Here is a 22,968-nt window from a genome sequence, read left to right as displayed (position 1 = left end):
GTCAACTCCCAACGAGCGGTCGTCCGGTCCGCAGCCGCCACCGCAGATCCAGGAGGCAGAGGTTGAACGGGAACCGCCGCAGCGGCCCGGGCAGGACGCGGACGACCCGGCCTACCGCGGCAAGCAGCGCGTCGAAGCGGCGCTGGTCGGCCGCGGTCCAGGGCAGCCGCATCTCGTCGCGGAAGCGCGGCGGGAGGAACCCGGTGGTCACGAACCGGTGGAACCGCCGTCCCGGCCGGGCGAAGACCGGCGGCAGGAACTCCAGGTCGACGATCCGGGTGAGGTAGCGGCGGACGGTGTCGTCGATGCCGACCTCGGCCAGCCCGCCGGCCCAGTACGCCTCGAAGGCCGCCCGGTCGCCGGGCCACATCTCCGGACGCACCTGCAGGGTGGTCCCGAGGGCGGCGGCCTCGGCGTAGAACCGCTCCGGCTCGCCGCCGACGAACGCGAGGTAGACGTCTTCGAAGCCCTTGTACAGGCAGGCCGCGACCCACAGCTGGAGGTCGGTGTCGAAGGCGTCGTAGGCGACCGGGCTCGCCGGGGTCGAGCGCACCTGCGCGTGGGCCCGGTCGACGGCCTTCCGGTAGGCCGCGCGTTCGGCGTCGGTGCCCATCGTCGCGACCGCCAGGTAGGTCAGCGTGGTCCGCGTCCGCTTCACCGGGTGGCGGAAGAGGTTGCCGCTGTCGACCCGGCTCTCCAGGACGCCGTGCCCGACCGGCGCGCGGGACAGCTGCATGATCACGTTCGCGCTGCCGGCCAGCAGCCCGGCGCCGACGACGGCGTCGCGGAGGGCGGTCTCGGTCATCACCCGATGAGAGCGCCCCTGTTGACGACCTGTCAAGAGCGGTAAGCCGCCCGGGCGAACGCGATCAACGCCCGCGCGGCCGGGCTCAGCGGCCCCTCCGTCCGCCACGCGAGCGCCAGCACGCCGCGCAGCCCCGGCCCGAGCAGCTCGACGACGGACAGCTCGGACTGGTGGTAGCGGGCCAGCGACTCCGGCACGATCGCCACCCCGAGCCCGCGCATGGCCAGCTGCACCAGCACGTTCGGGTCGGCCGCCTCGAACGCGATCCGCGGCGTCAGCCCGGCCCGCGCGAAGGCGGCGTCGAGCGCCGTCCGCAGGCCCGTTCCCTTGGGCAACGCCATCAGCGGCAGGCCGTCGAGCTCGGGGATCTCCGCCTCCTCGCGGCCGGCCAGCGGACCGGACGGCGCGGTGACGGCCAGGAACGGCTCGTCGAGCAGCACCTGGGTCGCGATCCCGGGCGGCGGGTCCGCCGCGAGGCCGACGACGGCGAGGTCGAGCCGGCCCTCGCGCAACCCCGCCAGCATGGTGTCGGAGTTGGCCTCCGAGAGCGTGATCTCGACCGCCGGGTACCGCTCGTGGAAGCCGGCCAGCAGGTCGGGCAGCCCGACCGGCCCCGCCGACGTCACCGCGCCGATCGCCACCTGCCCGCGGACCAGCCCGGCGAGCTCTTCGACGGCTTCGCGCACCCCCTGCACCGCCGCGAGTGCGGCCCGGGCGTGCGGGAGGGCCGCGGCGCCGACGTCGGTGAGCCGGACGGTCCGGCCGGAGCGGTCCAGCAGCTCCTGCCCCAGCTCCCGTTCCAGGCGTTTGACCTGCGCGCTCACCCCGGGCTGGGCGACGTGCAGCCGCTCGGCCGCGCGCGTGAAGCCACCTTCCTCCGCGACGGCGACGAAGTACGCGAGCTGGTGCAGTTCCATAAGCACTGATTCTAGTCAGTAGAAAAACCAGATCTTGGACTTCTGATCGCGTTCCCCCGAAGCTGGAAGCAGGAACGAAAGGAGCCGAGATGAACATCCTCCGCCCAGGTCAGGACGGGTACGCCGAAGAAGTCGCCGGCTTCCAGACGGCGGTGCCCACCTCGCCCGCGGCCGTCGCCGCGGCCGAAAGCGCCGAGGACGTCGCCGCCGCGGTGCGCTACGCGGCCGAGCACGGGCTGGGCGTCACCGTCCAGGCCACCGGGCACGGCCTGACCGCGGGCACCGACGGCCTCCTGATCAGCACCCGGCGGCTGACGGGTGTCGAGATCGACGCCGCGGCCCGCACCGCCCGCGTCGAGGCGGGTGCCCGCTGGGAAGCGGTGCTCGAAGCCGCCGGGAAGCACGGGCTGGCGCCGCTCAGCGGCTCGTCCCCGGACGTCGGCGTCGTCGGCTACACGCTCAGCGGCGGCTTCGGCCTGATGGCCCGCCGGTACGGGCGCGCCGCCGACCATGTCCGCGCGCTCGACGTCGTGACCGCCGACGGCGAGCTCCGGCGCGTCGAGCCGGGCTCGGACCTGTTCTGGGCCCTGCGCGGCGGCCGCGACGGCTTCGGCGTCGTGACGGCGATCGAGTTCGGCCTCCTGCCGGTGCGCGAGCTCTACGGCGGCAGCCTCACCTTCGACAGCGCCGACGTGCCCGCCGTGCTGCGGGCCTGGCGGACGTGGTCGGCGGCCGCGCCGGACACGCTGACGACGTCGGTGGCCCTGATCCCGTACCCCGACCTGCCGATGGTGCCGGAGCCGCTGCGCGGGAAGCACGTCGCCCAGGTCCGGATCGCCTACCTCGGCGAGGACGGTGACGACGTCGTGGCGCCGCTGCGGGCCGTCGCCCCGGCGCTGGCGGACACGCTGCGGCGGCTGCCGTTCACCGAGTCGGGGTCGATCGCGGCCGAGCCGCGGCAGCCGCACGGCTACCACGGCACCAACGCCACGGTTTCCCAGCTGAACGACGCCATGCTCGACGCGGTCGTCGAGCACGCGGGCCCGGGCGCGGCCGCGCCGCCGGTGCTGATCGTCGACCGGCTGGGTGGCGCGCTCGCCCGGACGCCGGAGACACCGGGTGTGGGCTGGGACCGCTCGGCGGAGTTCGTCGTCCGGGCGCTGTCGGTGGTCGGCGTCGGCGGGGTCGCGGCGGTGCGGCGCGCGCACGCGAAGCTGTTCGACGCACTGGCGCCGTGGACAACCGGGCGGCTGCTGCCCTTCGTCTACGGCGAGCACGCGCCGGAGGAGGTCGCGGAGAGCGTCTTCCCGGCCGCCGACCTGCGGCGGCTCCGGGAGCTGAAGCGCCGGTACGACGCCGGGAACGTCTTCCGGGCCGGGTGAGGCGGGGAATCGGGCCGGAACCGGGCGCCATATACTCGGCCGGCCTGATCACACCGTTAGGGGAACCGTCTTGCGCACGATGAGTCACGAAGACTACCTCGGCATGCGGCGGTTCCCCGGGCTCGACGGCCTGCGCGCGCTGGCCGCGACGATGGTCATCTTCTTCCACTTCGGCGGGCCGAACTGGACGTGGCTGTCGGGCTGGGTCGGCGTCTACCTGTTCTTCGTGCTGTCCGGGTTCCTGATCACCACGCTGCTGCTGCGCGAGCAGGACCGGACCGGCCGGATCTCGCTGTCGAACTTCTACATCCGGCGCGTGTTCCGGATCCTGCCGCCGTACCTGGTGATCCTGGGCGGGATCGTCGCGTTCGTGATCCTGCGCGGCGAGTTCTACTCGCGGGACTTCCCGCAGGCGCTGAAGTACTACCTGACGTTCCTCAACGAGTTCCTGCCGGCGGCCACCACCGGAACGGACAACTTCTTCAGCGGCTCGTGGACGCTGGGGATCGAGGAGAAGTTCTACCTGGTCTGGCCGTTCCTGCTGGTGGCGATCGGGATCGGCGCGGCCAAGCGCAAGTTCCTGCTGGTCGGCGCGTCGATGGTGGCCCTGCTGGCCCTGGTCCCGCTGACCACCGGCGGCTTCGTCCTGAACGAATCCCAGACGGCGATCTACCGGTCGACGATCCACTACTTCATCCTGGCGGGCGGCTGCCTGCTGGCGATCCTGCTGCACTACCGCCGCGGCTACACCCTGCTGAAGCCCCTGACCCACCCGCTGGCGGCGATCCCGATCGTGGCGGCGTTCGCCCTGCTCCACACGAACTTCGACGACCTCTGGCACGAGACCCGCAACAACCTGTGGCTGCTGGTGGCGTACGCGGGGCTGACGATGCTGCTGCTGATCGTGCTGGTCAGCCCGGGCCCGCTGCGCTGGCTGCTGAGCACGGCCCCGATGCGCTTCGTCGGGGAGCGGTCGTACTCGCTGTACCTGCTGCAGGGGCCGGTGCACTTCGCGGTGGTCCAGGCAGTGCCGGGGCTCGCACCGCACCGGACGGTCTCGGCGGTGACCGTGTTCATCGTCGGCCTGGCGATCGCGGACCTGATCCACCGCTGGGTGGAGAAGCCGCTGATCGACGTGGGCAAGAGGATCATCGCGGCCAAGGAAGCCCGGCGCGAGCAGCGGCGGGAAGCGGAACGTCCTGCCGAGACCCGCGCCGAGCCCACGCCGGCGCCGATCGGCTCCTAGCGCTCCAGGACCACGATCGGGATGACCCGGTCGGTCTTCGTCTCGTACTCCGCGAAGCCCTCCGCGTGCGCCACCATGCCCGCGTACAGGCGGTCGCGCTCGGCGCGGTCGGCGATCACCGTTGCCGTGGCCTCGAACTTCTCCGTTCCGACCTCGACCGTCACCTTCGGGTTGGCCACCAGGTTGTGGTACCAGGCCGGGTTCTTCGGCGCGCCGCCCATCGAGGCCGCGATGACGTAGCGGTCGCCGTCCTTCGTGTACACCAGCGGGGACAGGCGCTCGGCTCCCGTCTTCGCGCCGATCGTGGTGAGCAAGAGCACGTTCTTGCCCTCGAAGTAGTTGCCGACCTTGCCCTCGTTGGCGCGGAACTCCTCGACGACCTGCTTGTTGAACTCGTTCATGTCGGCTGGCGTGGTCATGGGATCCCCTTGTTTCTGGCCGGTAGGCTCGAACGGGCGCGAGGTACGCTCGAGACAAGTGTTTGCTTTGCAAACAAAGCTACCGACGGGAGGTGAGTGGTGTCAACGGAGGCCGGACCGAGTGTCGAAGACGGCGTGCGGCAGCTCCTGCTGCTGATGCCACGCCTGGTCGGCCGGGCGAAGCGCACGCCGGTGCCGGCCGAGCTGAACGGCTGCGCGCTCGCGCCCCGGCACCTCTCGCTGCTTTCCTACCTGCTCTTCGACGGCCCGATGACGGTCACCGAACTCGCCACCCGCCTCCAGGTCGCGCCGACCACGGCCAGCCTGATGGTCGGCGACCTCAGCCGCCAGGGCGTGCTGAACCGCGACGAGGACCCGGCCGACCGCCGCCGCACGATCGTCAGCATCACCGAGGACAAGCGGCCGGCCGTCGACGCCTGGCTCGCGCGCGGCGCGAAAGCCTGGAGTGACGCGCTGACGCCGTTGACCCCCGCCGAACGTCAGCTGGTGATCGCCACGCTGGAAGCCTACGAACGCGGCACCTGCGACGGACCGGCCTGCTAGGCGTCGCCGCGCTTTTCGCGGGCCAGCCGGCGCTGGGCTTCCGCGCGTTCCCGGCACTGGCGGAGGAATTCCTCGTCGTCTTCCGGGTTCGTCGCCGCGAACCGGCCCGGCCGGTCGTATTCCGGGAACGCCGGCGCGTTCCGCTCGTACGGCCCGCGCACCCGCGCCGCCTGCTGCGGACGCCCCGCGACCAGCCAGATGAGCGAGCCGACCAGCGGCACCACCAGCACGAGCAGCAGCCACAGCCCCTTCGGCAGGTTGCGGCAGGACCCCTCGTCGGTGGTGATCACGTCGACCAGGCAGAAGATCCACAAGCCGAACGTGACGACGCCGAGCAGGCCGTTGAAGTACAGCAATTCCCCGCCTTCCCCCGAGAAATGAACGCGGTAAGTCTTAGCAGAAGGCCGCGGCGGGTCACCCGCGGGTCACCAGCAGAACCGCGGGCATCCGGAGATTCGGCGCCGGAACCCACGAGATTTCCGTTTCCGTCAGGCGAAACCCGTGCAACGCCTCAAGAACACCGGCCGCCAGGGCGACGGCGTGCCGCGATCCCGGGCACGCGCGCGGCCCGGCCCCGAACGGCGTCCCGGCGAGGGACACCGTGACGTCGGCGCCGTCGATCCGGCGGCGGGTGGCCAGCACCGGCTGCTCCGCCGGTTTTCCGTGCCGCGCCGCCAAAAGCCCGTTGCCGATGAGGCCCGCCGTGGCGTCGCAGGCCTGGACGAGCAGGCCGATCCGGGCGGCGGCGAGTTCGGTCGGGCCGCCGCACACGGCGAGCAGCCGGGTCAACGCCGCTTCGGCGGCCGCGCCCGGTTCGACGTGCGGGTGGTAGGCCGCCGCGACCGGGACCACGTCGGCCGAGACGTCCGGCAGGCCCAGCGCCTCGGCGAGCACCCCGACCGGCACCGGCCGCGCGATCCCGGCCATCACGTCGACGACGTCGAGTCCGGCCACCAGCCGCCGAGTGCGTGCAAAAGCGCTGTCCTGCAAGGCATCCGCGTCGACAGCGGCCAAGAGGTCCACCGCCAGCGCGCGCCGCCGGACGTGGTCGAGGCCGTTGCTGAAGCGGGCCACGGACGCGCGCAGCCAGGAGATGCTCCCCCGCGGCACGTCGGAGGGAACGGGCGGAACCGGCGCGGAAAGCGAAGTCATACCGCGAAGTTAGCGGCGGAAAACGTCGGCGAGCGCCGAAGTTACTGTGACAACCGGGGCTTCGCCCCGGGCCGGGGGCTCCGCCACCCGGAACCCCCGAAAGATTCAGAGCAGGGAGGCCGCCGGGAACCACGTCGCTTGCGGGCCACCACAGCGTTCCGGGCGCGGGACGTCGTGCTGGAACCACCACGCCTCGGTGACCCGGCCGTCCGGCAGCCGGTACGTCGGCGGGCCGGCGACGCGGAGGAGCCCGGCGGCCTGCAGCGACCGCGCGCTGGCGATGTTGCCGACCTCGGCGCCGGCACGCACCCGCGGCAGGCCGAGGTGGTCGTGGGCCAGCGTCAGCCCGGCCGCGAACAGCACCCGCCCGTGGCCGCGGCCGCGGTAGGCGGGCGCGAGGTAGCCGCCGGTCTCCGGGCCGCCGTCCTCGCCGGTGTGCACGCTCACCAGCCCGGCGCAGCGGTTGGCTTCGAGATCGATCATCACCAGGTCGACGGACTGCGGATCGGGTGACGCCCAGTCCGGCCCGGTGCCGGGCACGACCCGCAGCGCGTCGGCCCGCGCCGGCTCGGCGACGATCGAGTCGCGCTGCCAGCCGAGCCACCGCTGCGCGGCCGGATCGCTGCCCCCGGCCACGGCGGCGGCGTACTCCCACGCGGTCGGGGTGCGGAACAGGAAGCGCTCGGAGCGCAGCACGTGGCCCCGCCGGTCGCAGGCCCGCTTGCTCATCAGGCGGCCCCGGCGGGTGAGCCGGTCGAAGATCCCCTTGGTGGCTGGCAGCATCGCGGCGAAATCGTAGCGGAGCGGACCGGCCGGGGTTGCTATCGTGGCGCGATGACGGCCGTACCCGAGGCAACCGAACTGGACGGCTCCGGCCGGTCCGCCCAGCCTCGCCAGCTCATCGTGACGGTGTACGGCCTCTACTCGCGCACCGAGGGCGGCTGGCTCTCGGTCGCGTCGCTGATCGATTTGCTGGCGGCCGTCGGCGTCGACGAGCCCGCGGTGCGCTCGTCGATCTCCCGGCTGAAGCGGCGAGGGATCCTCGAAGCGGTCCGCCGCGACGCGACGGCGGGCTACGAGCTGTCCGACGAAGCCCGCGAAATCCTGCGCGAGGGCGACGAGCGGATCTTCCGCCGCGGCCGCGCGACCCCGGCGGACGGCTGGCTGCTCGCGGTGTTTTCGGTGCCCGAGACCGAGCGCCACAAGCGCCACCTGCTGCGCACCCAGCTGGCCAGGATGGGTTTCGGCACGGCGGCCTCCGGCGTCTGGATCGCCCCGGCCCACCTCCACGCGGCGACCGAGGAAGCGCTCACCCGCCTCGGCCTGGCCGGGTACGCGGACTTGTTCCGAGCCGACCACCTGGCCTTCGGCGACGTCGCGGCGAAGGTCCGCGACTGGTGGGACCTCGACCGCCTGGACGAGCTGTACACGACGTTCCTCGACGAACACGGCCCGGCACTGCGCCGCAAGTCGGTGACGGACGAGCAGGCATTCGCCGACTACGTCCGGGTGCTGACCGGCTGGCGGCGGATGCCGTACCTCGACCCGGGCCTGCCGGCGGAGTTCCTGCCGCCGGGCTGGTCGGGGATCCGCGCGGCGGAGCTGTTCTTCGAGCTGCACGCGAAGCTGGAGACCCCGGCGAGGGCGTACGTCGCCAGGGCGATCAACCTCGGCTGAGCACCGCGAACCCCTGTACCTCCACCAGCGCCTCCGCGTCCCACAGCCGGGACACGCCGATGCCCGCCATCGCCGGGTACTCCGTTCCCGCCAGCCGCTTCCACACCCGGCCGATCTCGCGGGCGTGGTTCCGGTAGTCGGCCATGTCCACGATGTAGATCGTCACGCTGCACAGGTCCGCCGGTGACCCGCCCGCCGCGCGCAGGGACGCCAGCAGGTTGCCCAGCGCGCGCTCGAACTGCTCGACCACCCCCTCGCCGACGATCTTGTTCGACGCGTCCAGCGCGGTCTGGCCGGCGAGGAAGACCACCCGGCCCTCGGCCACCACCGCGTGCGAGAACCCGGACGGCTTGCCCAGCTCCGGCGGGTTGATGCGTTCCATGAGAGGACACCGTACGCCATCTTTCGCCTCATTGACGGTCGTACACACCACGACATACCCTGGACGACGTGCGAATCGCGGTCATCGGTGGCGGCCCGGCGGGTCTGTACTTCGCCGCGCTCGCGAAGCAGCTCGGGCCCGGCCACGAAATCACCGTCTGGGAACGCAACGCCCCCGATGACACCTTCGGCTTCGGCGTCGTGTTCTCCGACGAGACCCTCGGCGGCATCGAGCACGCCGACCCGGCCGTCCACGAGGCCATGAAGGCGGAATTCGCCCGCTGGGACGACATCGACGTCCACTACCGCGGCACGGTCACCACCTCCGGCGGCCACGGCTTCGCCGCGATGAGCCGCAAGCGCCTGCTCGGCATCCTGCAGAGCCGCTGCGGCGAGCTCGGCGTCGGCCTGCACTTCCGGGAAGAGGCCCCCACGGACCTCTCCGGGTACGACCTGGTCATCGCCGCCGACGGCGTCAACTCGGCGGTGCGCGCGCGGTACGCCGAGACGTTCCGGCCGAGCGTCGAGACGCGCCGGTGCCGGTACATCTGGCTGGGCACGGACCTCGTGTTCGACGCCTTCAAGTTCTACGTCCTCGAAACGCCGGCCGGGATCATGCAGATCCACGGCTACCCGTACGGCCGCGACGGCAGCACGTTCATCCTCGAGGTGCAGGAGGACGTCTGGCAGCGGACGTTCGGCCCGATCGCGGCCACCGCGCTCAAGCCGGCCGAGAGCGACGAGAAGTCGATCGCGCTGATCCGCGAGCTGTGCGCCGACGTCCTCGACGGCCACCAGGTGCTGGCGAACAACTCGAAGTGGGTCTCCTTCGGCACGGTCCGCTGCGAGACCTGGGTGCACGAAAACGTCGTCCTCCTCGGCGACGCCGCGCACACCGCGCACTTCTCGATCGGCTCGGGCACGAAGCTGGCGATGGAGGACGCGCTCGCGCTGGCCGCGTGCCTGCACGAAACCGACGGCGTCACCGCGGCCCTGAAGGCCTACGAGCTGGAGCGACGGCCGGTCGTCACGTCGACGCAGCGGGCCGCGCAGGCCAGCCTCGAGTGGTTCGAGAACATCGCGCAGTACGCCCACCAGGAGCCGCCGCAGTTCGCGTTCAACCTCCTCACGCGCAGCCGCCGCGTCACCTACGACAACCTCCGCCTGCGCGACCCGGAGTTCGCCACCGAGCTGGACCACTGGTTCGCGCGCAAGCTCGGGACGACGTCGCGGCCGCCGATGTTCCAGCCGTTCTCCCTCGGCGGACTGGAGCTGCCCAACCGGATCGTCGTGTCCCCCATGGACATGTACTCCGCAGTGGACGGTGTGCCGGGCGACTTCCACCTGGTCCACCTGGGCAGCAAGGCGCTGGGCGGGGCCGGCCTGGTGATGACCGAGATGGTCTGCGTCTCCCCCGAAGGCCGGATCACCCCCGGCTGCGGCGGGCTGTACACGCCGGAACAGGAAGCCGCGTGGAAGCGGGTCGTCGACTTCGTGCACGGGCAAACGCCGGCGCGGATCGGCGTCCAACTGGGACACTCCGGGCGCAAGGGCTCGACGAAACTCATGTGGGACGGCATCGACGAGCCGCTGCCGTCCGGCAACTGGGAAATCTGCGCGCCTTCACCACTGCCCTATTCGGACCGGAACCAGGTTCCGCGTGAACTGTCCACTTCGGAGCTGGCGGAAATCCGCGATCAGTTCGTCGCGTGCGCCGAGGCTGCGGGCCGGGCCGGGTTCGACGTCCTCGAACTGCACTGCGCGCACGGCTACCTGCTGTCTTCGTTCCTCTCGCCGCTGACGAACCAGCGCACGGACGCTTACGGCGGCTCGCTGGACAACCGGCTGCGCTTCCCCTTGGAGGTCTTCGACGCGGTCCGGGCCGCCTGGCCGGCCGAGCGGCCGATGACCGTCCGGATCTCGGCCACCGACTGGTGCGAAGGCGGCATCGACGCCGACGACGCCGTCGAGATCGCGCGGGCGTTCGCCGCCCACGGCGCCGCGGGCATCGACGTCTCCACCGGCCAGGTCGTCAGCGAGGAACGCCCGCAGTACGGCCGCAGCTACCAGACCCCGTACGCCGACCGCATCCGCAACGAAATCGGCGAGGAGTACGGGATCGCGGTGATCGCGGTCGGCGCGATCTCCTCCTACGACGACGTCAACTCGCTGATCCTGGCCGGGCGCGCGGACCTCTGCGCCCTGGGCCGGACCCACCTCTACGATCCACAGTGGACGCTGCACGCGGCGGCCGAGCAGGGTTACCCGATGCCGTGGCCGAAGCCGTTCGCCGCGGGCAGCCGCAAGCCGCAGACGGGCCGCTCCGACGGGCCGGAGCCGCGTCTCGACCTCGTCCGGTCCGGTCCCGCCGGCACCGCACACGCCCGCTGGCGACCGGGAGCTTCGTCATGACGTTCACGCTGAACCCCGAGCAGCAGGCGTTCGCCGCCGACGTGCGGAAGCTGGCGAGCGAGCAGCTGCTCCCGCTCGCCGAGTCCGGTGTGGAGGGTGCGGTCAACCGGCCGCTGCTGAAGGCGATGGGCGCGCTCGGTTTGCTCGCTCGGCTCTTCCCCGGTGTCGCCTCGGGAACGCCGTCGAGGCAGGCGGCCGCGACGGACCTGTGCATCCTGCGCGAGAACCTCGCCACGGTGAGCACCGAGGCCGAGACGGCGCTGGCCTTGCAGGGCCTGGGAAGCTACCCGGTCCTCCAGTCCGGAAGGGACGAGCAGGTCGCGAAGTGGCTGCCCGCGGTGGCGGCAGGCGACGCGGTGGCGGCGTTCGCACTGACCGAGCCGGACGCGGGTTCGGACGCGGCCGCGCTGTCGTTGTCCGCCGAGCCGGACGGCGACGGCTGGCGGCTCACCGGCGAGAAGATGTGGATCTCGAACGCCCCCGAAGCCGACTTCTACACGGTGTTCGCCCGCACGACGCCGGACGCGGGCTCGCGCGGGGTGAGCGCGTTCGTCGTCCCGGCCGACCGACCCGGCCTCGGCGGCGAGCACCTCGACCTGGTCAGCCCGCACCCGATCGGCACCGTGACGTTCGAGGGCGTCGAGGTCCGGCGCGAGGAGCTGCTCGGCGAGGAGAACCGCGGCTTCGCCGTGGCGATGCGGACCCTGGACCTGTTCCGCCCGAGCGTCGGCGCGTTCGCCGTCGGCATGGCCCAGGCGGCACTGGACGCCACGGTGGACCACACCGGCGAGCGGGAAGCCTTCGGCGGGCCGCTGATCAAGCAGCAGGCGGTGGCCCACACGCTCGCCGAGATGGCCACCCGCACGGAAGCGGCGCGGCTGCTGGTCTACGCGGCGGCGGGTGCCTACGACGCGGGCGAGCCGGACCTCGGCGGCCGCGCGGCGATGGCGAAGCTGTTCGCCACCGAGGCGGCCCAGTTCGTCGTCGACTCGGCGGTCCAGCTCCACGGCGCCCGCGCGCTGCGGCGCGGGCACCTGCTGGAGCACCTGTACCGGGAGGTCCGGGCACCCCGGATCTACGAAGGCGCGTCGGAGATCCAGCGCACGATCATCGCGCGCTGGCTGGCTTCCGCTCGATCCACCACTGGCTGAGCAGCAGCAGGGTCAGGACGCTCAGCACCCCGGACACGGTGGCGGCGCTGAGGATCATCGTCTCCTTGTCGAAGCCCCGCGGCATGACCACCAGGAAGCCGATCGGGGACAGCGCACGGGACATCAGCGTGTTCATGCACATCGCGAAGCTGCGGATCATCCACTTCCGGTGCTCGCCGTACCGGCGCTGCCGGATCGCCCGCCACCCGGCGATCGTGAAGGCGAGCCACAGCAACGCGGCCACGACGTCGAGGACGGCGACGACCGGCCCGAACGGGCTCACCGCGCCGATCGCCGCGGCCATCACGGCCGCCGGGATGGCCCCGCCGAAGACGTAGACGCGCCCGACGCGGCGGTGGACGACCGGGTGCGTCCGGCGCAGCCACGGCCAGACCTGCAGGATCACCCCGGCGATGGCGACGGTCCCGAAGGCGATGTGCGCGACGAGCAGCCAGTAGTGCGCGGCGAACCCGGCCGGCGCGGGCACGCGCGACCGCGCCGGATCGAGCGTGAGGTAGGGCGGAACGGAGAAGGCGAGGAAGACGGCGACGACCAGGGCGAGCGGCGCCACCCAGGGTCGTCGCCACCACTTCGGCGTCGTTCCGGCGGGTCTGACTTCGGTTTGCACGGACACTGCCACCCCCGAGGTCGGCTTTCTTCCCGACGCTAGGGAAGACCACGGGGAGGAGGCCATGGGGTGGGCCACCGGCGTCCCGGTGGGGCCCACCCCACCGCCGTTCAGCTGCCGCGGACCCGCCGGACGGTGTCGCGGTAGAAGTAGCCGCTCTGCTTGATCGTCCGCTCCTGCGTCTCGTAGTCCACCCGGATCAGCCCGAACCGCTTCGCGTACCCGTACGCCCACTCGAAGTTGTCCAAAAGGGACCAGGCGAAGTAGCCGCGCACGTCTGCACCCGCCTGGCGGGCCGCCGCCACCGCCGCGATGTGCGAAGCCAGGTAGGCCGTACGGCCGTCGTCACGCACGAAGCCGGTGGAGTCCGGGTCGTCGTCGAAGGCCGAGCCGTTCTCCGTGATGTACATCGGCAGGCCCGGGTAGTCGCGGCCCAGTCGGGTCAGCAGCTCGGTGAACTTGCCCGGCAGGATCTCCCAGCCCATCGCCGTCGTCGGCTCGCCGAAGGGGACCACGCGCGACGTCGGTGCCCCGTCTTCGTCGACGGCGGAGCCGTTCTCGTCCACGCCCGAGAACTGCTGGCCGAAGTAGTAGTTCACGCCGAGGAAGTCCAGCGGGGTCGAAATGATCGACAGGTCGCCGTCCTGGACCGGGAGGCGGACGTCCCGCGCGGCCAGGTCCTCCACCACGTCCGCCGGGTAGCGGCCGTGGACCAGCGGATCCAGGTAGATGCGGACGCCGAGGCCGTCGGCCTGGCGCGCCGCGCGCACGTCCTCCGGGGAGTCCGTCGCCGGGTCGGCCGTGCACATGTTGAGCGTGATGCCGAACTGCGTGTCCGCCGGGGCCGCCTCGCGCATGCGCTGCACCGCCAGCCCGTGGCCGAGCAGCAGGTGGTGCACCGCGTGCAACCCCGCCGCGTAGTCACGCCGTCCCGGCGCCATCACGCCGTGCACGTACCCGTGCATCGCCGAGCACCACGGCTCGTTCAGCGTCGTCCAGTGGCGGACGCGGTCGGAGAGCCGGTCGAACACCAGCATCGCGTAGTCCGCGAACCGGTACGCCGTGTCGCGGGCCGGCCAGCCGCCCGCGTCCTCCAGCTCCTGCGGCAGGTCCCAGTGGTACAGCGTCAGCCACGGCGTGATCCCACGGCTGAGCGTCTCGTCGACGAGCCGGTCGTAGAACCCGATGCCGGCCTCGTTGATGCCGCCGCGGCCGTGCGGCTGGACCCGGGGCCAGGAAACCGAAAACCGGTAGGTGTCCGCTCCGAGCGAGCGGACCAGCTCGATGTCCGACGGCATCCGGTGGTAGTGGTCGCACGCCACGTCACCGGTGTCGTTGTTGTCGATCGCCCACGGCACCTGGCAGAACGTGTCCCAAATGGACGGTGTGCGCCCGTCTTCGGCGACCGCCCCTTCGATCTGGTACGCAGCGGTGGCCACGCCCCAGCGGAAGTCCGGCGGCAGGGTGTCGATCAGCGCCTGCTGCTCGGCGGTCGCGGCAGTGGTCTCGGTCAAGGCAGCACTCCTCCAGTGGTACCGGACAGGTCGGACGGCGTTCAGGGAGCGGCGACGGGATGCAGCCAGCACGCCACTTCGCGCGCCGGGTCGCCGGGTGTGCCCAGCAGCGGCACGCGGTCGGGGCACGGCTCGAAAGCCTTGGGGCACCGGGGGTGGAACGCGCAGCCGGACGGCATCCCGCGCGTGTCCGGCGGCGACCCGGGGATCCCGCTCAGCTCGCGCCGCGGCCCGCGCAGCGCGGGGAACGAGTTCAGCAGGCCGTGGCTGTACGGGTGCAGCGCGTCCCGGTAGAGGTCCGACGCCGGCGCCTGCTCGACGATCCGGCCGCCGTACATGATCGCGATCCGGTCCGAGAACTCCACCAGCAGCGACAGGTCGTGCGTGATGAACAGGACCGAGAAGCCCAGCCGCTCCCGCAGCTCGACCAGCTGGCCCAGGATCTGCCGCTGCATGACGACGTCGAGCGCGGTGGTCGGCTCGTCCATGATGACGACCCGCGGTTCCAGCGCGAGCGCCATCGCGATCATCACCCGCTGCCGCATGCCGCCGGAGAGCTGGTGCGGGTACGCGTCCAGCCGGTCGGCCGAAATCCCCACCAGCTTCAGCAGGTCACGGGCCCGCGCGAGGCGGCTCGCCTTCGTGGTCCGCGGTTCGTGCGCCTTGATCACGTCGACGAGCTGCGTGACGACCTTGTGCACCGGGTTCAGCGAGTTCATCGCGCCCTGGAACACGATGGACGTCTCCGCCCACCGGAAGTCGCGGAGCTGCTTGTCGGTCAAGCGGAGCACGTCGTACGGTTCGCCGTCCGCGGGGTGGTAGATCACCTCGCCGCCGCGGATCACGCCCGGTGGCGCGAGCAGCCGCGTCAGCCCGTAGGCCAAAGTGGACTTGCCGCTACCGCTTTCCCCGGCCAGGCCGAGCACTTCGCCGCGGTGCAGCGTCAGGTGCACGTCCCGGACCGCGCGCACGGCTTCGTCGCCGACGCCGTAGTCGACGTCCAGGCCCTTGATCTCCAGCACCGGGTCCATCACGGCTGCTCCTCCCGCCCGAGCACGGGCGTGAAGCCCACGCGCATCCGGTGCGTCTTCCCGTCCGCGCCGCGCACGCGGGACTTGCCGCTGCCGCGCAGCCGCGGGCTGACGAATTCGTCGATGCCGAAGTTCAGCAGGGACAACGCCGTGCCGAGGATGGCGATCGCCAGACCGGCCGGCACGAACCACCACCACGCGCCCTGGGCCAGCGCCTGCTGGCTCTGCGCCCAGAACAGGATCGTGCCCCAGTTCCAGTCGGACAGCCCGGAGACGCCGACGAAGGCCAGCGTGATCTCCGACATCACGGCGAAGATCACCGTGCCGACGAAGCTGGACGCGATCACCGCGGTCAGGTTCGGCAGGATCTCGAAGAAGATGATCCGCCAGGTCGACTCGCCGGTCGCGCGGGCCGCTTCGACGTACTCGCGGCCTCTCAGTGACAACGTCTGCGCCCGGAGCACCCGCGCGCCCCACGCCCACGACGTGAAGCCGATGATCACCGCCACCAGGATGTCGCCGCCGGTGGGCACCGCACTCCCGATGATGATGATCAGCGGCAGCGCCGGAATCACCAGGAACACGTTGGACAGTGCGGACAGGCCTTCGCCGGGGGTGCCGCCGAGGTACCCGGACGTCACGCCGACGATCACCGCGAGGATCGTCGCCACGATCCCGGCGGCCAGCCCGACCAGCATGACGCTGCGGGTGCCGACCACGACCTGGCTGAAGATGTCCTGGCCGAGGTGGGTGGTGCCGAACCAGTGCCGCGCCGACGGCGCCTCCAGCAGGTCGCTGCTGCGCGCCGACGGGTCGTACGGCGCGATCCAGTCCCCGATGATCGCGATCACCAGGAAGAAGCCGATGACGGCGACACCGGTGACGGTCTTGCCGCCGGTGAGGAACCGGAAGCGGCGCCGGCGCGCGACCGCTTCGAGCGGGAGGGCCTGTGCGGCCTTGACGTCCGCTGCGGGTACGGCCATGTCAGCCCTCCTTCCGGGTGCGCGGGTCGAGTGCGAGGTAGGCGACGTCGGCGAGCAGGTTCGCCACCAGCACCGAGAGCGTGATGATCAGGAAGATGCCCTGCATCAGCGGGTAGTCCTGGGAGCCGACGGCCTGGAACAGCTGGTAGCCGACGCCGGGGTAGGAGAAGACGATCTCCACCAGCAGCGTGCCGCCGACGATGAAGCCCAGGGCCAGCGCGAAGCCGGACACGCTGGGCAGCAGCGCGTTGCGGGCGGCGTACCCGACCATCACCCGGCGTTCCGGCAGGCCCTTGGCGTGCGCGACGGTCACGTAGTCCTCCGACGCGACCGTGACCATCATGTTCCGCATGCCGAGGATCCAGCTGCCCATCGAGCTGATCAGGATGGTCAGCGCGGGCAGCAGGCTGTGCTGGATCGCGCTGCCGATGAACGACGGGTCCCACCCGGGCACCGTGCCCGGGTCGTAGCCGCCGGACGACGGGAAGAAGCTGCCCGGGCCGGCCAGCAGCGTCAGCGCGATCAGGCCGAGCCAGAAGTACGGGATCGACGACAGGAACGTCGTCACCGGCAGCAGGCCGTCGACCCACGAGCCGCGCTTCCAGCCGGCCACCACGCCGAGCCCGGTGCCGATCGCGAACCCGACGACCGTGGTGATGCCGACCAGGATGATCGTCCACGGCAGGCTGTCGGTCAGCAGGTCGGAGACCGGCGTCGGGAAGAACGTGAACGAGATCCCGAGGTCGCCGCGGAAGAGCTGGCCCCAGTAGTCGAAGTACTGGGAGAGCACGCTCTGGTTCTTGTCCAGTCCGAACAGGACGTACAGCGACTCGATCGCGTCCGCGCTGATCATGCCCTGGTTCTTGGCGATCAGCGACTGCACCGGGTCGCCGGGGATCAGCCGCGGGATGAAGAAGTTGATGGTGACGGCGGCCCACGCGGTGAAGACGTAGAAGCCGAACCGTTGCAGCAGGTACCTCATCGGGCGGCCCCGTCGTACAGCCAGCAGGCGGCCCAGTGCCCCGGCGCGTCGCCGACGTCGAACCGCGGCGGCAGCTCGGTCTCGCACCGGGCCATCGCCACCGGGCAGCGCGGGTGGAAGCGGCAGCCCGCCGGCGGGTCGATCAGGCTCGGCGGTTCACCGGACCCGCGCTCGGCCGGCGCCTCCGCGGGGTCGCCGCCGCCCGCGATCCGGTCCGGGTCGGGTGCGGATTCGATGAGCAGCCGGGTGTACGGGTGCGCCGGCCGCTGCGTGATGGTCTCGCTGTCGCCGCCTTCGACCATCCGGCCCGCGTACATCACCATGGTCTCGTCGGCGAAGTAGCGCGCGGACGCGATGTCGTGCGTGATGTACAGGATCGCCAGGTGGAGGCGTTCCTTCAGGTCCCGCAACAGGTTCAGCACGCCGAGCCGGATGGAGACGTCCAACATGGACACCGGCTCGTCGGCCAGCAGCGCCTCCGGGTCGGCGCCGAGCGCCCGCGCGATCGCGACGCGCTGGCGCTGGCCGCCGGAGAGCTCGTGCGGGAACTTGTCGACGTACCGCTCGGGCGGGGTCAGCTGGACGCGGGCGAGCAGCTCGTGCAGTGCCTTCTCCAGGTCTTCGCCGCCGCGGCCGTGGATCTTCAGCGCCCGCGTCAGGTGGTAGCGCACGGTGTGCACCGGGTTCAGCGACGCGAACGGGTCCTGGAAGATCATCTGGACCCGGCGGGCGTAGGCGCGGAACGCCCTGCCGCGCTTGACGTCCACCGTCTCGCCGTGCAGCCGGATGTCGCCGCCGGTGCGCGGGTAGAGCCCCGCGAGCAGGCGCGCGACCGTCGACTTGCCCGAACCGGACTCGCCGACCAGCGCGGTGACGCGGCCGCGGCGGAGCGTCAGGGTGACGTCGTCGACGGCCTGGATGCTGCGCCGGGGACCGGTCAGCGCGGCCCGGCTTTTGCGGCGCACCGGACTGCGTCTGATAAGGAAGTGTTTGGTGAGGCCCGCGGCCTCGAGGACCACGGGGAGGTCCCCCTCCGACCCGACGGCGACGGGGTCGGAGGGGGACTGCTCGGTCGTCACTGCTGAATCCGCCATCGTCAGGCCGCGGGCTTGAGGTGCAGGACGATGTCGAGCGCGTTGCGCAGCGTCGGCTGGGCCGGCGCGTACGGGTTGGCGTCGTCCGGCCAGCCGACCCAGTTCTTCGTGCTGTACTCGCCGCCGGAGTTGGCCGCCGAGGTCGGGATCATCGGCTGCTGCTCGATCATGATCTTCTGCAGCGTGGCCATCGCGGCGGTGCGGGCGGCGTCGTCCTCGGCGTTGGCGTAGGTCTCGAGCGCCTTGGTCGCCTCGTCGTTCTTGAAGCGGCCGTAGTTGCCGTTGATGCCACCCTGGCCGGTCGGCTTGTAGCGGTTGCCGTCCATGACGTCGCGGTACATGTCGTACGGCGTCTGGCCGTCGTTGGTCCAGTGCATCAGGCCCTCGAAGTCACCGGTGTCGACCGACTTCATCCAGGCGTCCTGGTTCATCTTCTCGACCGTGGCGGTGATGCCGATCTGCGCCAGGTTGTCCTTGATGATCTCCAGGTCGGTGACGTAGTCCGACCAGCCGGACGGGACGGTGAGCTTGATGGCGACCGGCTTGCCGCTCGGGTCGGCCAGCTTGTCGCCGTTGAACTTGTAGCCCGCTCCGGTCAGCAGCGACTTCGCGCCCGCGACGTCGAGCTGCACCGACTGGCCCTTGTACTGCGGCGCGATGAACGGGTCGCCCGCCGGCGTCGGAATGCCGGTGACCTGGTCGTTCTTCGGGTAGAAGTAGCCGGCCTCACCCTGGTTGAAGATGTCGTCGCGGTTGATCACCTTGTTGATCGCCTGGCGCAGCTTCGCGTCGTTCCACGGCGCCTTCTCGGTGTTGAACCACAGGCCGTGGACGGCCAGCTGCGCGGGGAACCACAGCTTGTAGTGCTGCGGGTCCTTGTTGGTGTAGACGGCCTTGTAGTTCGGGATGAACACGAAGCTCCACTCGGAAGCCCCGTTGACCAGCGCGCTGACCTGCGCGTTGTTGTCGGTGTAGGAGGTGTAGCGGATCTCCTTGACCTTCGGCGCTTCCTGCCAGTAGCCGCTGTCGCGCCGCACGACGATCATCGTCTGCGGGGTGGCCGACTTGAGCGTGTACGGGCCGGTGCCGATCGGGTTCTTCACCAGGTCGAGCGCCGGGTCCTTGACGTCCTTCCAGACGTGCTTCGGCACGACGAGCGTCTGCAGGATCTTGACCTGGTTGACGAACTGCGAGTTGTCGAAGCCCAGGGTGACCTGGTTGCCGGCCGCGGTGATGTCCTTGTACGGGACGGCGTCGACGTTCAGCGCCTTGTTGTCGCGCAGCAGCTGGAACGTGTAGGCGACGTCCTCGGCGGTCATCGGCTGGCCGTCGGAGAACTTGACGCCGTCACGGACGGTCAGGACCAGCTTCTTGTAGTTGTCCGTCCAGTCCCACTTGGTGGCCAGCCACGGCTTCGCCGGGTCCTGGGGCTTGACGCGGTTGTGCATGGCCAGGGGCTCGTAGATCATCCACCGGTAGCCCATGTTCGACAGGGCGGAGGTCTCCAGGAACGGGTTGTTGTTCTCCGCCTGCGGGCCGTCCGGCTTGCCGACGGTGAGCACGGCGTCCGGGTTGCTCTGGGCGGCATTGGAACTGCCGCCCGAGCACGCCGTGAGCCCGCTCAGTGCGGTGATGGCTATGAGCGCTGCGACGATGGAGCGCTTGACTCGCATCGGTTCCTCCTGGTCATCGACGACTTGCGTGCTGTCGACTGGTAGCGAGCCCCGACCGCCGGCGACCGAACGACGTCCCGAAGTCAACCCGGGTGACTCGGGTCACGTCAATAACACGGCGGTAACATTTTGTGCCTAAGTTTAAGTACTGAAAGAACGCGCGGTCTGGACCAAACGATCGAACTAGGCCTTGCCGCGCAAGGGTTTCAGGCCGTGCGGCCGCCGTTCGCCAGCAGCTGCGCGATCGGCAGGGTGGCCGCGCCGAGCGCGACCGCCTCGGGCCCCAGCCTGCCGAGGACGACCTCGGTGCGCTCGGCGAGGTAGTCCAGGGCGTGCCGGCCGACGGCGTCCCGGACGGCCGGGAGGATCGCCTGCCCCATGATCGCCCCGGCCGAGCCGGAAAGCACCACCCGATCGGGGCTGAGCAGGTTGATCAGGTTGGCGATGCCGATGCCCAGGTACTCGCCGGTCTCGGCGAGCACGTCGGCCGCCGGGCCGCCGCCGGCCGCCTCCTCGACGATCCGGGCCAGCTCGCCGTCGCTTTCGTCCCCGATGACCGGTTCCTTGCCGACGCGGACGGCGTAGTGGCGGACGACCGCCTCGGTGCCGACGTAGGCCTCCAGGCAGCCGTGCGAGCCGCACCGGCAGGCCGCGCCGGCCGCCTTGACGACGGTGTGGCCCCACTCGCTGGTGGTGATGCCGGGGTGCGAGCGCCCGGCCGTCGCGACGGCGGCCCCGACCCCGACCCCGAGGAGGGCGACGATGGCGCGTTCGGCGCCCCGGCCGGCGCCGCGCCAGGCCTCGGCCTGCCCGAGCGTGCGCGCGCGGTTGTCGAGGTGCAGCGGCGCCTCGATGTGCGGGTGGATCAGCTCGGCGAAGTTCACACCGCGCCAGCCGAGGGTGGGCGCGTGCACGATGCCACCGTCGCGGACCGCCCCCGGCACGCCGATGCCGACGCCGAACACCGCGTCCGGATCGCCGTCTTCGAGCACTTCCGCGATGCCCGTGCGCACCAGGCCGGCCACTTCGTCCGGGTCGAGCCGGGTGCCGACGAGCGGGTGGCGCACGGTCCCGAGGGTGCCGAGCGCGCAGTCGAACAGGCCGACTTCGACGTGCGTCTCGCTGACGTCGACGCCCACGACGTGCCCGAAGTCCGGCCGGACGGCCAGCAGCGTCCGCGGCCGCCCGCCGTCCGATTCGACCGATCCGGCCTCGGCGACGACCCCGTCCGCGATCAGCTCGGAGACGACGTTGGTAACGGTGGCGGCCGACAGTCCCGATTCAGCTACCAGTTCCAGTCTGCTGATGGGACCGCGGAGGTAGAGCGAGGAGAGCAGTGCCGCGCGGTTGTGCCGCCTGAGGTCACGGGTCGTCTGGCGCACCACCTGGGTCACCGGGAGGATTCTGCCAGACCTCGGCCCGGTCACCATGGGTTCGGGACTTAGTTCACCACTTAATACATAGCCACAACTTACGGTGATCAGGCATCCTGTCAGTGAGCCGGTAAGAGTTCAGATGGGTTGCCCATGGCGAGCAAGCGCACCACCGTCCGCGATCTGCGGAGGCACAACCGATCCCTGCTGCTGTCGAAACTGTACTTCGACGGCCCGCTGTCGAGGCACGAACTCAGCCAGCTCACCGGATTGAGTGCCGCCACCGTGAGCAACGTGACCGCCGAACTGGGTGAAGAACGCCTGATCACGGAAGCCGGCCAGGTCGAGTCGGACGGCGGCCGGCCCCGGGTGCTGCTGCGCGTGGACCCGGCGTACGGGCACGTCGCGGGCGTCGACATCGGCGAGACGGGCGTCAAGGTCGAGCTGTTCGACCTGGCGATGAACCGCCTGGCGACGGTCGAGCACCCGCTCCCGAAGGCCCCCGACCCGGCGACGGCGGTCGAGCAGGTGACGTCCGGGCTGCGCGAGGTGTTCGCGAGCGCGGGCATCGACGAGTCGGGCGTGCTGGGCGTCGGCATCGGCGTGCCGGGCACGGTCGAGCAGGGCGCGCGGGTGCTGGTCCACGCCCCGACGGTGGGCTGGGACGGGGTCCCGTTCGCCTCGCTGCTCCTCGACGCGGGGGTCGGGTTGCCGCTGTTCATCGACAACGGCGCGAAGACGCAGGGCCAGGCGGAGATGTGGTTCGGCGCGGGCCGCGGGGCGCGCCACGCGGTGATAGCGCTGATCGGCTCGGGCGTCGGAGCGGCGGTGGTGACGGACGGGACGACGTACCGAGGCTCGACGAGCAGCGCGGGCGAGTGGGGCCACACGACGATCGCGTACGGCGGTCAGGAGTGCCGCTGCGGTTCGCGCGGATGCCTGGAGGCGTACATCGGCGCGGGCGCGGTCCTGGCCCGCTACCGGCGGGCGCGCGGGAAGGACATCACGGGCGAGGACGAGCAGGCCCGCTTCTCGGCGCTGTTGTCGGCGGCCCCGAAGTCCAAGACGGCGGCCCGCGTCCTCGACGAGACGGCGGGCTACCTGGGCGCGGGCATCGCAAACTTGATCAACTTGTTCAACCCGGAGCGCATCGTGATCGGCGGCTGGGCAGGGCTGGCACTGGGCGAGCAGCTCCTGCCGAGAATCCGCGAGGCGGCGGGCGAGCACGCGCTGCGCCACCCGTTCAGCCAGACATCGATCCAGCTGGGGTCCTTGGGCCTGGACGCGGTGGCAACGGGCGCGGCAACGTTACCGGTGGCGGACCTCCTGGAGCAGGGAGCAACGTCGAGGTTGGCCAAGCCGCAAGCCCCGAACTCCGACGCGGCATAACACCGAAACCGGACACACGGCGGCGCAAGCCGCCCACCAACCACCCACCCAACGGGCACCGAACCCGAAACCCGGAACCGACGAGGACCCAGACCTCCCCCGCACCCCGATCCGAAGCCCCAACACGGCCGGCGGCGCCGGGTCAAGGCATATTTGACCACAATTAACGGCGGCCGGCACCCCGAACAACGCACC

Annotated in this window: 22 protein-coding genes; 7 read left to right on the top strand and 15 right to left on the bottom strand. The window is 71.2% G+C overall.

The features are described from left to right. Window position 1: 1 nt before the first annotated feature. Together ABZX11_RS12935 and ABZX11_RS12930 are read right to left on the bottom strand one after the other, a co-directional pair. Window positions 2-805 (bottom strand): oxygenase MpaB family protein, encoded by an 804-nt coding sequence (locus tag ABZX11_RS12935; RefSeq protein ID WP_176174695.1) that lies wholly within the window; start codon window positions 803-805, stop codon window positions 2-4. 32 nt (window positions 806-837) lie between these two features. Beyond that, window positions 838-1,722 carry a LysR family transcriptional regulator gene (locus tag ABZX11_RS12930; RefSeq protein WP_176174694.1) on the bottom strand — a complete coding sequence of 295 codons (885 nt, stop codon included), beginning with the start codon at window positions 1,720-1,722 and terminating at the stop codon, window positions 838-840. Between the two features lie 89 nt (window positions 1,723-1,811). On the opposite strand from ABZX11_RS12930, the gene ABZX11_RS12925 reads away from it, so the two are divergent. Beyond that, window positions 1,812-3,104 carry an FAD-binding oxidoreductase gene (locus ABZX11_RS12925; RefSeq protein ID WP_354912767.1) on the top strand — a complete coding sequence of 431 codons (1,293 nt, stop codon included), beginning with the start codon at window positions 1,812-1,814 and terminating at the stop codon, window positions 3,102-3,104. A 79-nt stretch (window positions 3,105-3,183) separates the two neighbouring features. Beyond that, complete coding sequence (locus ABZX11_RS12920; RefSeq protein WP_254897114.1) at window positions 3,184-4,350, top strand: acyltransferase; 1,167 nt, start codon at window positions 3,184-3,186, stop codon at window positions 4,348-4,350. Here ABZX11_RS12920 and ABZX11_RS12915 read toward each other — a convergent pair. Next, a complete protein-coding gene (locus ABZX11_RS12915; protein WP_176174691.1) occupies window positions 4,347-4,769 on the bottom strand; it encodes a nitroreductase family deazaflavin-dependent oxidoreductase in 423 nt (140 codons plus the stop codon). The genes ABZX11_RS12920 and ABZX11_RS12915 overlap by 4 nt on opposite strands. Window positions 4,770-4,868: 99 nt before the next feature. Between ABZX11_RS12915 and ABZX11_RS12910 the strand changes: the two genes are divergently transcribed. Further along, window positions 4,869-5,333 carry a MarR family winged helix-turn-helix transcriptional regulator gene (locus ABZX11_RS12910; protein WP_176174690.1) on the top strand — a complete coding sequence of 155 codons (465 nt, stop codon included), beginning with the start codon at window positions 4,869-4,871 and terminating at the stop codon, window positions 5,331-5,333. Here ABZX11_RS12910 and ABZX11_RS12905 read toward each other — a convergent pair. The 3 genes from ABZX11_RS12905 to ABZX11_RS12895 form a co-directional block, all read right to left on the bottom strand. Then, entirely contained in the window at window positions 5,330-5,689 is a 360-nt protein-coding gene (locus ABZX11_RS12905) for a PLDc N-terminal domain-containing protein (protein ID WP_354912764.1), read from the bottom strand. The two genes, ABZX11_RS12910 and ABZX11_RS12905, sit on opposite strands and share 4 nt — an antisense overlap. Before the next feature lie 58 nt (window positions 5,690-5,747). Continuing rightward, window positions 5,748-6,407 (bottom strand): hypothetical protein, encoded by a 660-nt coding sequence (locus tag ABZX11_RS12900; RefSeq protein ID WP_354913106.1) that lies wholly within the window; start codon window positions 6,405-6,407, stop codon window positions 5,748-5,750. A gap of 183 nt (window positions 6,408-6,590) precedes the next feature. Beyond that, a complete protein-coding gene (locus tag ABZX11_RS12895) occupies window positions 6,591-7,268 on the bottom strand; it encodes a GNAT family protein (RefSeq protein ID WP_354912762.1) in 678 nt (225 codons plus the stop codon). A 51-nt stretch (window positions 7,269-7,319) separates the two neighbouring features. Here ABZX11_RS12895 and ABZX11_RS12890 point away from each other — a divergent pair, with 51 nt between their 5' ends. After that, window positions 7,320-8,162, top strand: a complete 843-nt coding sequence (locus ABZX11_RS12890; protein ID WP_354912760.1) for a PaaX family transcriptional regulator C-terminal domain-containing protein — start codon at window positions 7,320-7,322, stop codon at window positions 8,160-8,162. Here ABZX11_RS12890 and ABZX11_RS12885 read toward each other — a convergent pair. Next, window positions 8,149-8,544: a RidA family protein gene (locus tag ABZX11_RS12885; protein WP_176174686.1), complete on the bottom strand. Its 396-nt coding sequence runs from the start codon at window positions 8,542-8,544 to the stop codon at window positions 8,149-8,151. The genes ABZX11_RS12890 and ABZX11_RS12885 overlap by 14 nt on opposite strands. A 68-nt stretch (window positions 8,545-8,612) precedes the next feature. Here ABZX11_RS12885 and ABZX11_RS12880 point away from each other — a divergent pair, with 68 nt between their 5' ends. Both ABZX11_RS12880 and ABZX11_RS12875 read left to right on the top strand, forming a co-directional pair. Next, entirely contained in the window at window positions 8,613-10,955 is a 2,343-nt protein-coding gene (locus tag ABZX11_RS12880; protein WP_354912758.1) for a bifunctional salicylyl-CoA 5-hydroxylase/oxidoreductase, read from the top strand. Next, window positions 10,952-12,106, top strand: coding sequence for an acyl-CoA dehydrogenase family protein (locus tag ABZX11_RS12875; RefSeq protein ID WP_354912756.1), 1,155 nt, complete (start codon window positions 10,952-10,954; stop codon window positions 12,104-12,106). Before ABZX11_RS12880 ends, ABZX11_RS12875 begins: the two co-directional genes overlap by 4 nt. Here ABZX11_RS12875 and ABZX11_RS12870 read toward each other — a convergent pair. From ABZX11_RS12870 to ABZX11_RS12835, 8 genes are all read right to left on the bottom strand, one after another. Continuing rightward, a complete protein-coding gene (locus tag ABZX11_RS12870) occupies window positions 12,063-12,677 on the bottom strand; it encodes a DUF2306 domain-containing protein (protein ID WP_354912754.1) in 615 nt (204 codons plus the stop codon). The genes ABZX11_RS12875 and ABZX11_RS12870 overlap by 44 nt on opposite strands. A gap of 167 nt (window positions 12,678-12,844) precedes the next feature. Beyond that, window positions 12,845-14,248 carry a GH1 family beta-glucosidase gene (locus tag ABZX11_RS12865; RefSeq protein ID WP_354912752.1) on the bottom strand — a complete coding sequence of 468 codons (1,404 nt, stop codon included), beginning with the start codon at window positions 14,246-14,248 and terminating at the stop codon, window positions 12,845-12,847. A gap of 41 nt (window positions 14,249-14,289) precedes the next feature. Continuing rightward, window positions 14,290-15,279, bottom strand: coding sequence for an ABC transporter ATP-binding protein (locus tag ABZX11_RS12860; RefSeq protein ID WP_176174682.1), 990 nt, complete (start codon window positions 15,277-15,279; stop codon window positions 14,290-14,292). Next, entirely contained in the window at window positions 15,279-16,262 is a 984-nt protein-coding gene (locus ABZX11_RS12855; RefSeq protein ID WP_354912750.1) for an ABC transporter permease, read from the bottom strand. The genes ABZX11_RS12860 and ABZX11_RS12855 overlap by 1 nt, the downstream gene beginning before the upstream one ends. 1 nt (window position 16,263) lies before the next feature. After that, on the bottom strand, window positions 16,264-17,244 hold the full coding sequence (locus ABZX11_RS12850; protein WP_176174680.1) for an ABC transporter permease: 981 nt from the start codon (window positions 17,242-17,244) through the stop codon (window positions 16,264-16,266). After that, a complete protein-coding gene (locus ABZX11_RS12845) occupies window positions 17,241-18,323 on the bottom strand; it encodes an ABC transporter ATP-binding protein (RefSeq protein ID WP_354912748.1) in 1,083 nt (360 codons plus the stop codon). The genes ABZX11_RS12850 and ABZX11_RS12845 overlap by 4 nt, the downstream gene beginning before the upstream one ends. Window positions 18,324-18,340: 17 nt before the next feature. Next, complete coding sequence (locus tag ABZX11_RS12840; protein ID WP_354912746.1) at window positions 18,341-20,011, bottom strand: ABC transporter substrate-binding protein; 1,671 nt, start codon at window positions 20,009-20,011, stop codon at window positions 18,341-18,343. 206 nt (window positions 20,012-20,217) lie between these two features. Then, a complete protein-coding gene (locus ABZX11_RS12835) occupies window positions 20,218-21,405 on the bottom strand; it encodes an ROK family transcriptional regulator (RefSeq protein ID WP_176174677.1) in 1,188 nt (395 codons plus the stop codon). A gap of 132 nt (window positions 21,406-21,537) precedes the next feature. On the opposite strand from ABZX11_RS12835, the gene ABZX11_RS12830 reads away from it, so the two are divergent. Further along, window positions 21,538-22,773, top strand: coding sequence for an ROK family transcriptional regulator (locus ABZX11_RS12830; protein WP_176174676.1), 1,236 nt, complete (start codon window positions 21,538-21,540; stop codon window positions 22,771-22,773). Window positions 22,774-22,968: the final 195 nt, after the last annotated feature.

Source organism: Amycolatopsis sp. NPDC004169 (assembly GCF_040610315.1).
Classification (GTDB): Bacteria; Actinomycetota; Actinomycetes; order Mycobacteriales; family Pseudonocardiaceae; genus Amycolatopsis.
The sequence above is the reverse complement of the archived record's forward strand: the minus strand, read 5'-3'. Positions and strand labels throughout refer to the sequence as shown.

Excerpts from the sequence above, each read along its gene's own strand:
- ABZX11_RS12935 (WP_176174695.1), bottom strand. The coding sequence starts at position 805 with ATGACCGAGACCGCCCTCCGCGACGCCGTCGTCGGCGCCGGGCTGCTG.
- ABZX11_RS12930 (WP_176174694.1), bottom strand. The coding sequence starts at position 1,722 with ATGGAACTGCACCAGCTCGCGTACTTCGTCGCCGTCGCGGAGGAAGGT.
- ABZX11_RS12925 (WP_354912767.1), top strand. The coding sequence starts at position 1,812 with ATGAACATCCTCCGCCCAGGTCAGGACGGGTACGCCGAAGAAGTCGCC.
- ABZX11_RS12920 (WP_254897114.1), top strand. The coding sequence starts at position 3,184 with ATGAGTCACGAAGACTACCTCGGCATGCGGCGGTTCCCCGGGCTCGAC.
- ABZX11_RS12915 (WP_176174691.1), bottom strand. The coding sequence starts at position 4,769 with ATGACCACGCCAGCCGACATGAACGAGTTCAACAAGCAGGTCGTCGAG.
- ABZX11_RS12895 (WP_354912762.1), bottom strand. The coding sequence starts at position 7,268 with ATGCTGCCAGCCACCAAGGGGATCTTCGACCGGCTCACCCGCCGGGGC.
- ABZX11_RS12890 (WP_354912760.1), top strand. The coding sequence starts at position 7,320 with ATGACGGCCGTACCCGAGGCAACCGAACTGGACGGCTCCGGCCGGTCC.
- ABZX11_RS12885 (WP_176174686.1), bottom strand. The coding sequence starts at position 8,544 with ATGGAACGCATCAACCCGCCGGAGCTGGGCAAGCCGTCCGGGTTCTCG.
- ABZX11_RS12875 (WP_354912756.1), top strand. The coding sequence starts at position 10,952 with ATGACGTTCACGCTGAACCCCGAGCAGCAGGCGTTCGCCGCCGACGTG.
- ABZX11_RS12860 (WP_176174682.1), bottom strand. The coding sequence starts at position 15,279 with ATGGACCCGGTGCTGGAGATCAAGGGCCTGGACGTCGACTACGGCGTC.
- ABZX11_RS12855 (WP_354912750.1), bottom strand. The coding sequence starts at position 16,262 with ATGGCCGTACCCGCAGCGGACGTCAAGGCCGCACAGGCCCTCCCGCTC.
- ABZX11_RS12850 (WP_176174680.1), bottom strand. The coding sequence starts at position 17,244 with ATGAGGTACCTGCTGCAACGGTTCGGCTTCTACGTCTTCACCGCGTGG.
- ABZX11_RS12840 (WP_354912746.1), bottom strand. The coding sequence starts at position 20,011 with ATGCGAGTCAAGCGCTCCATCGTCGCAGCGCTCATAGCCATCACCGCA.
- ABZX11_RS12830 (WP_176174676.1), top strand. The coding sequence starts at position 21,538 with ATGGCGAGCAAGCGCACCACCGTCCGCGATCTGCGGAGGCACAACCGA.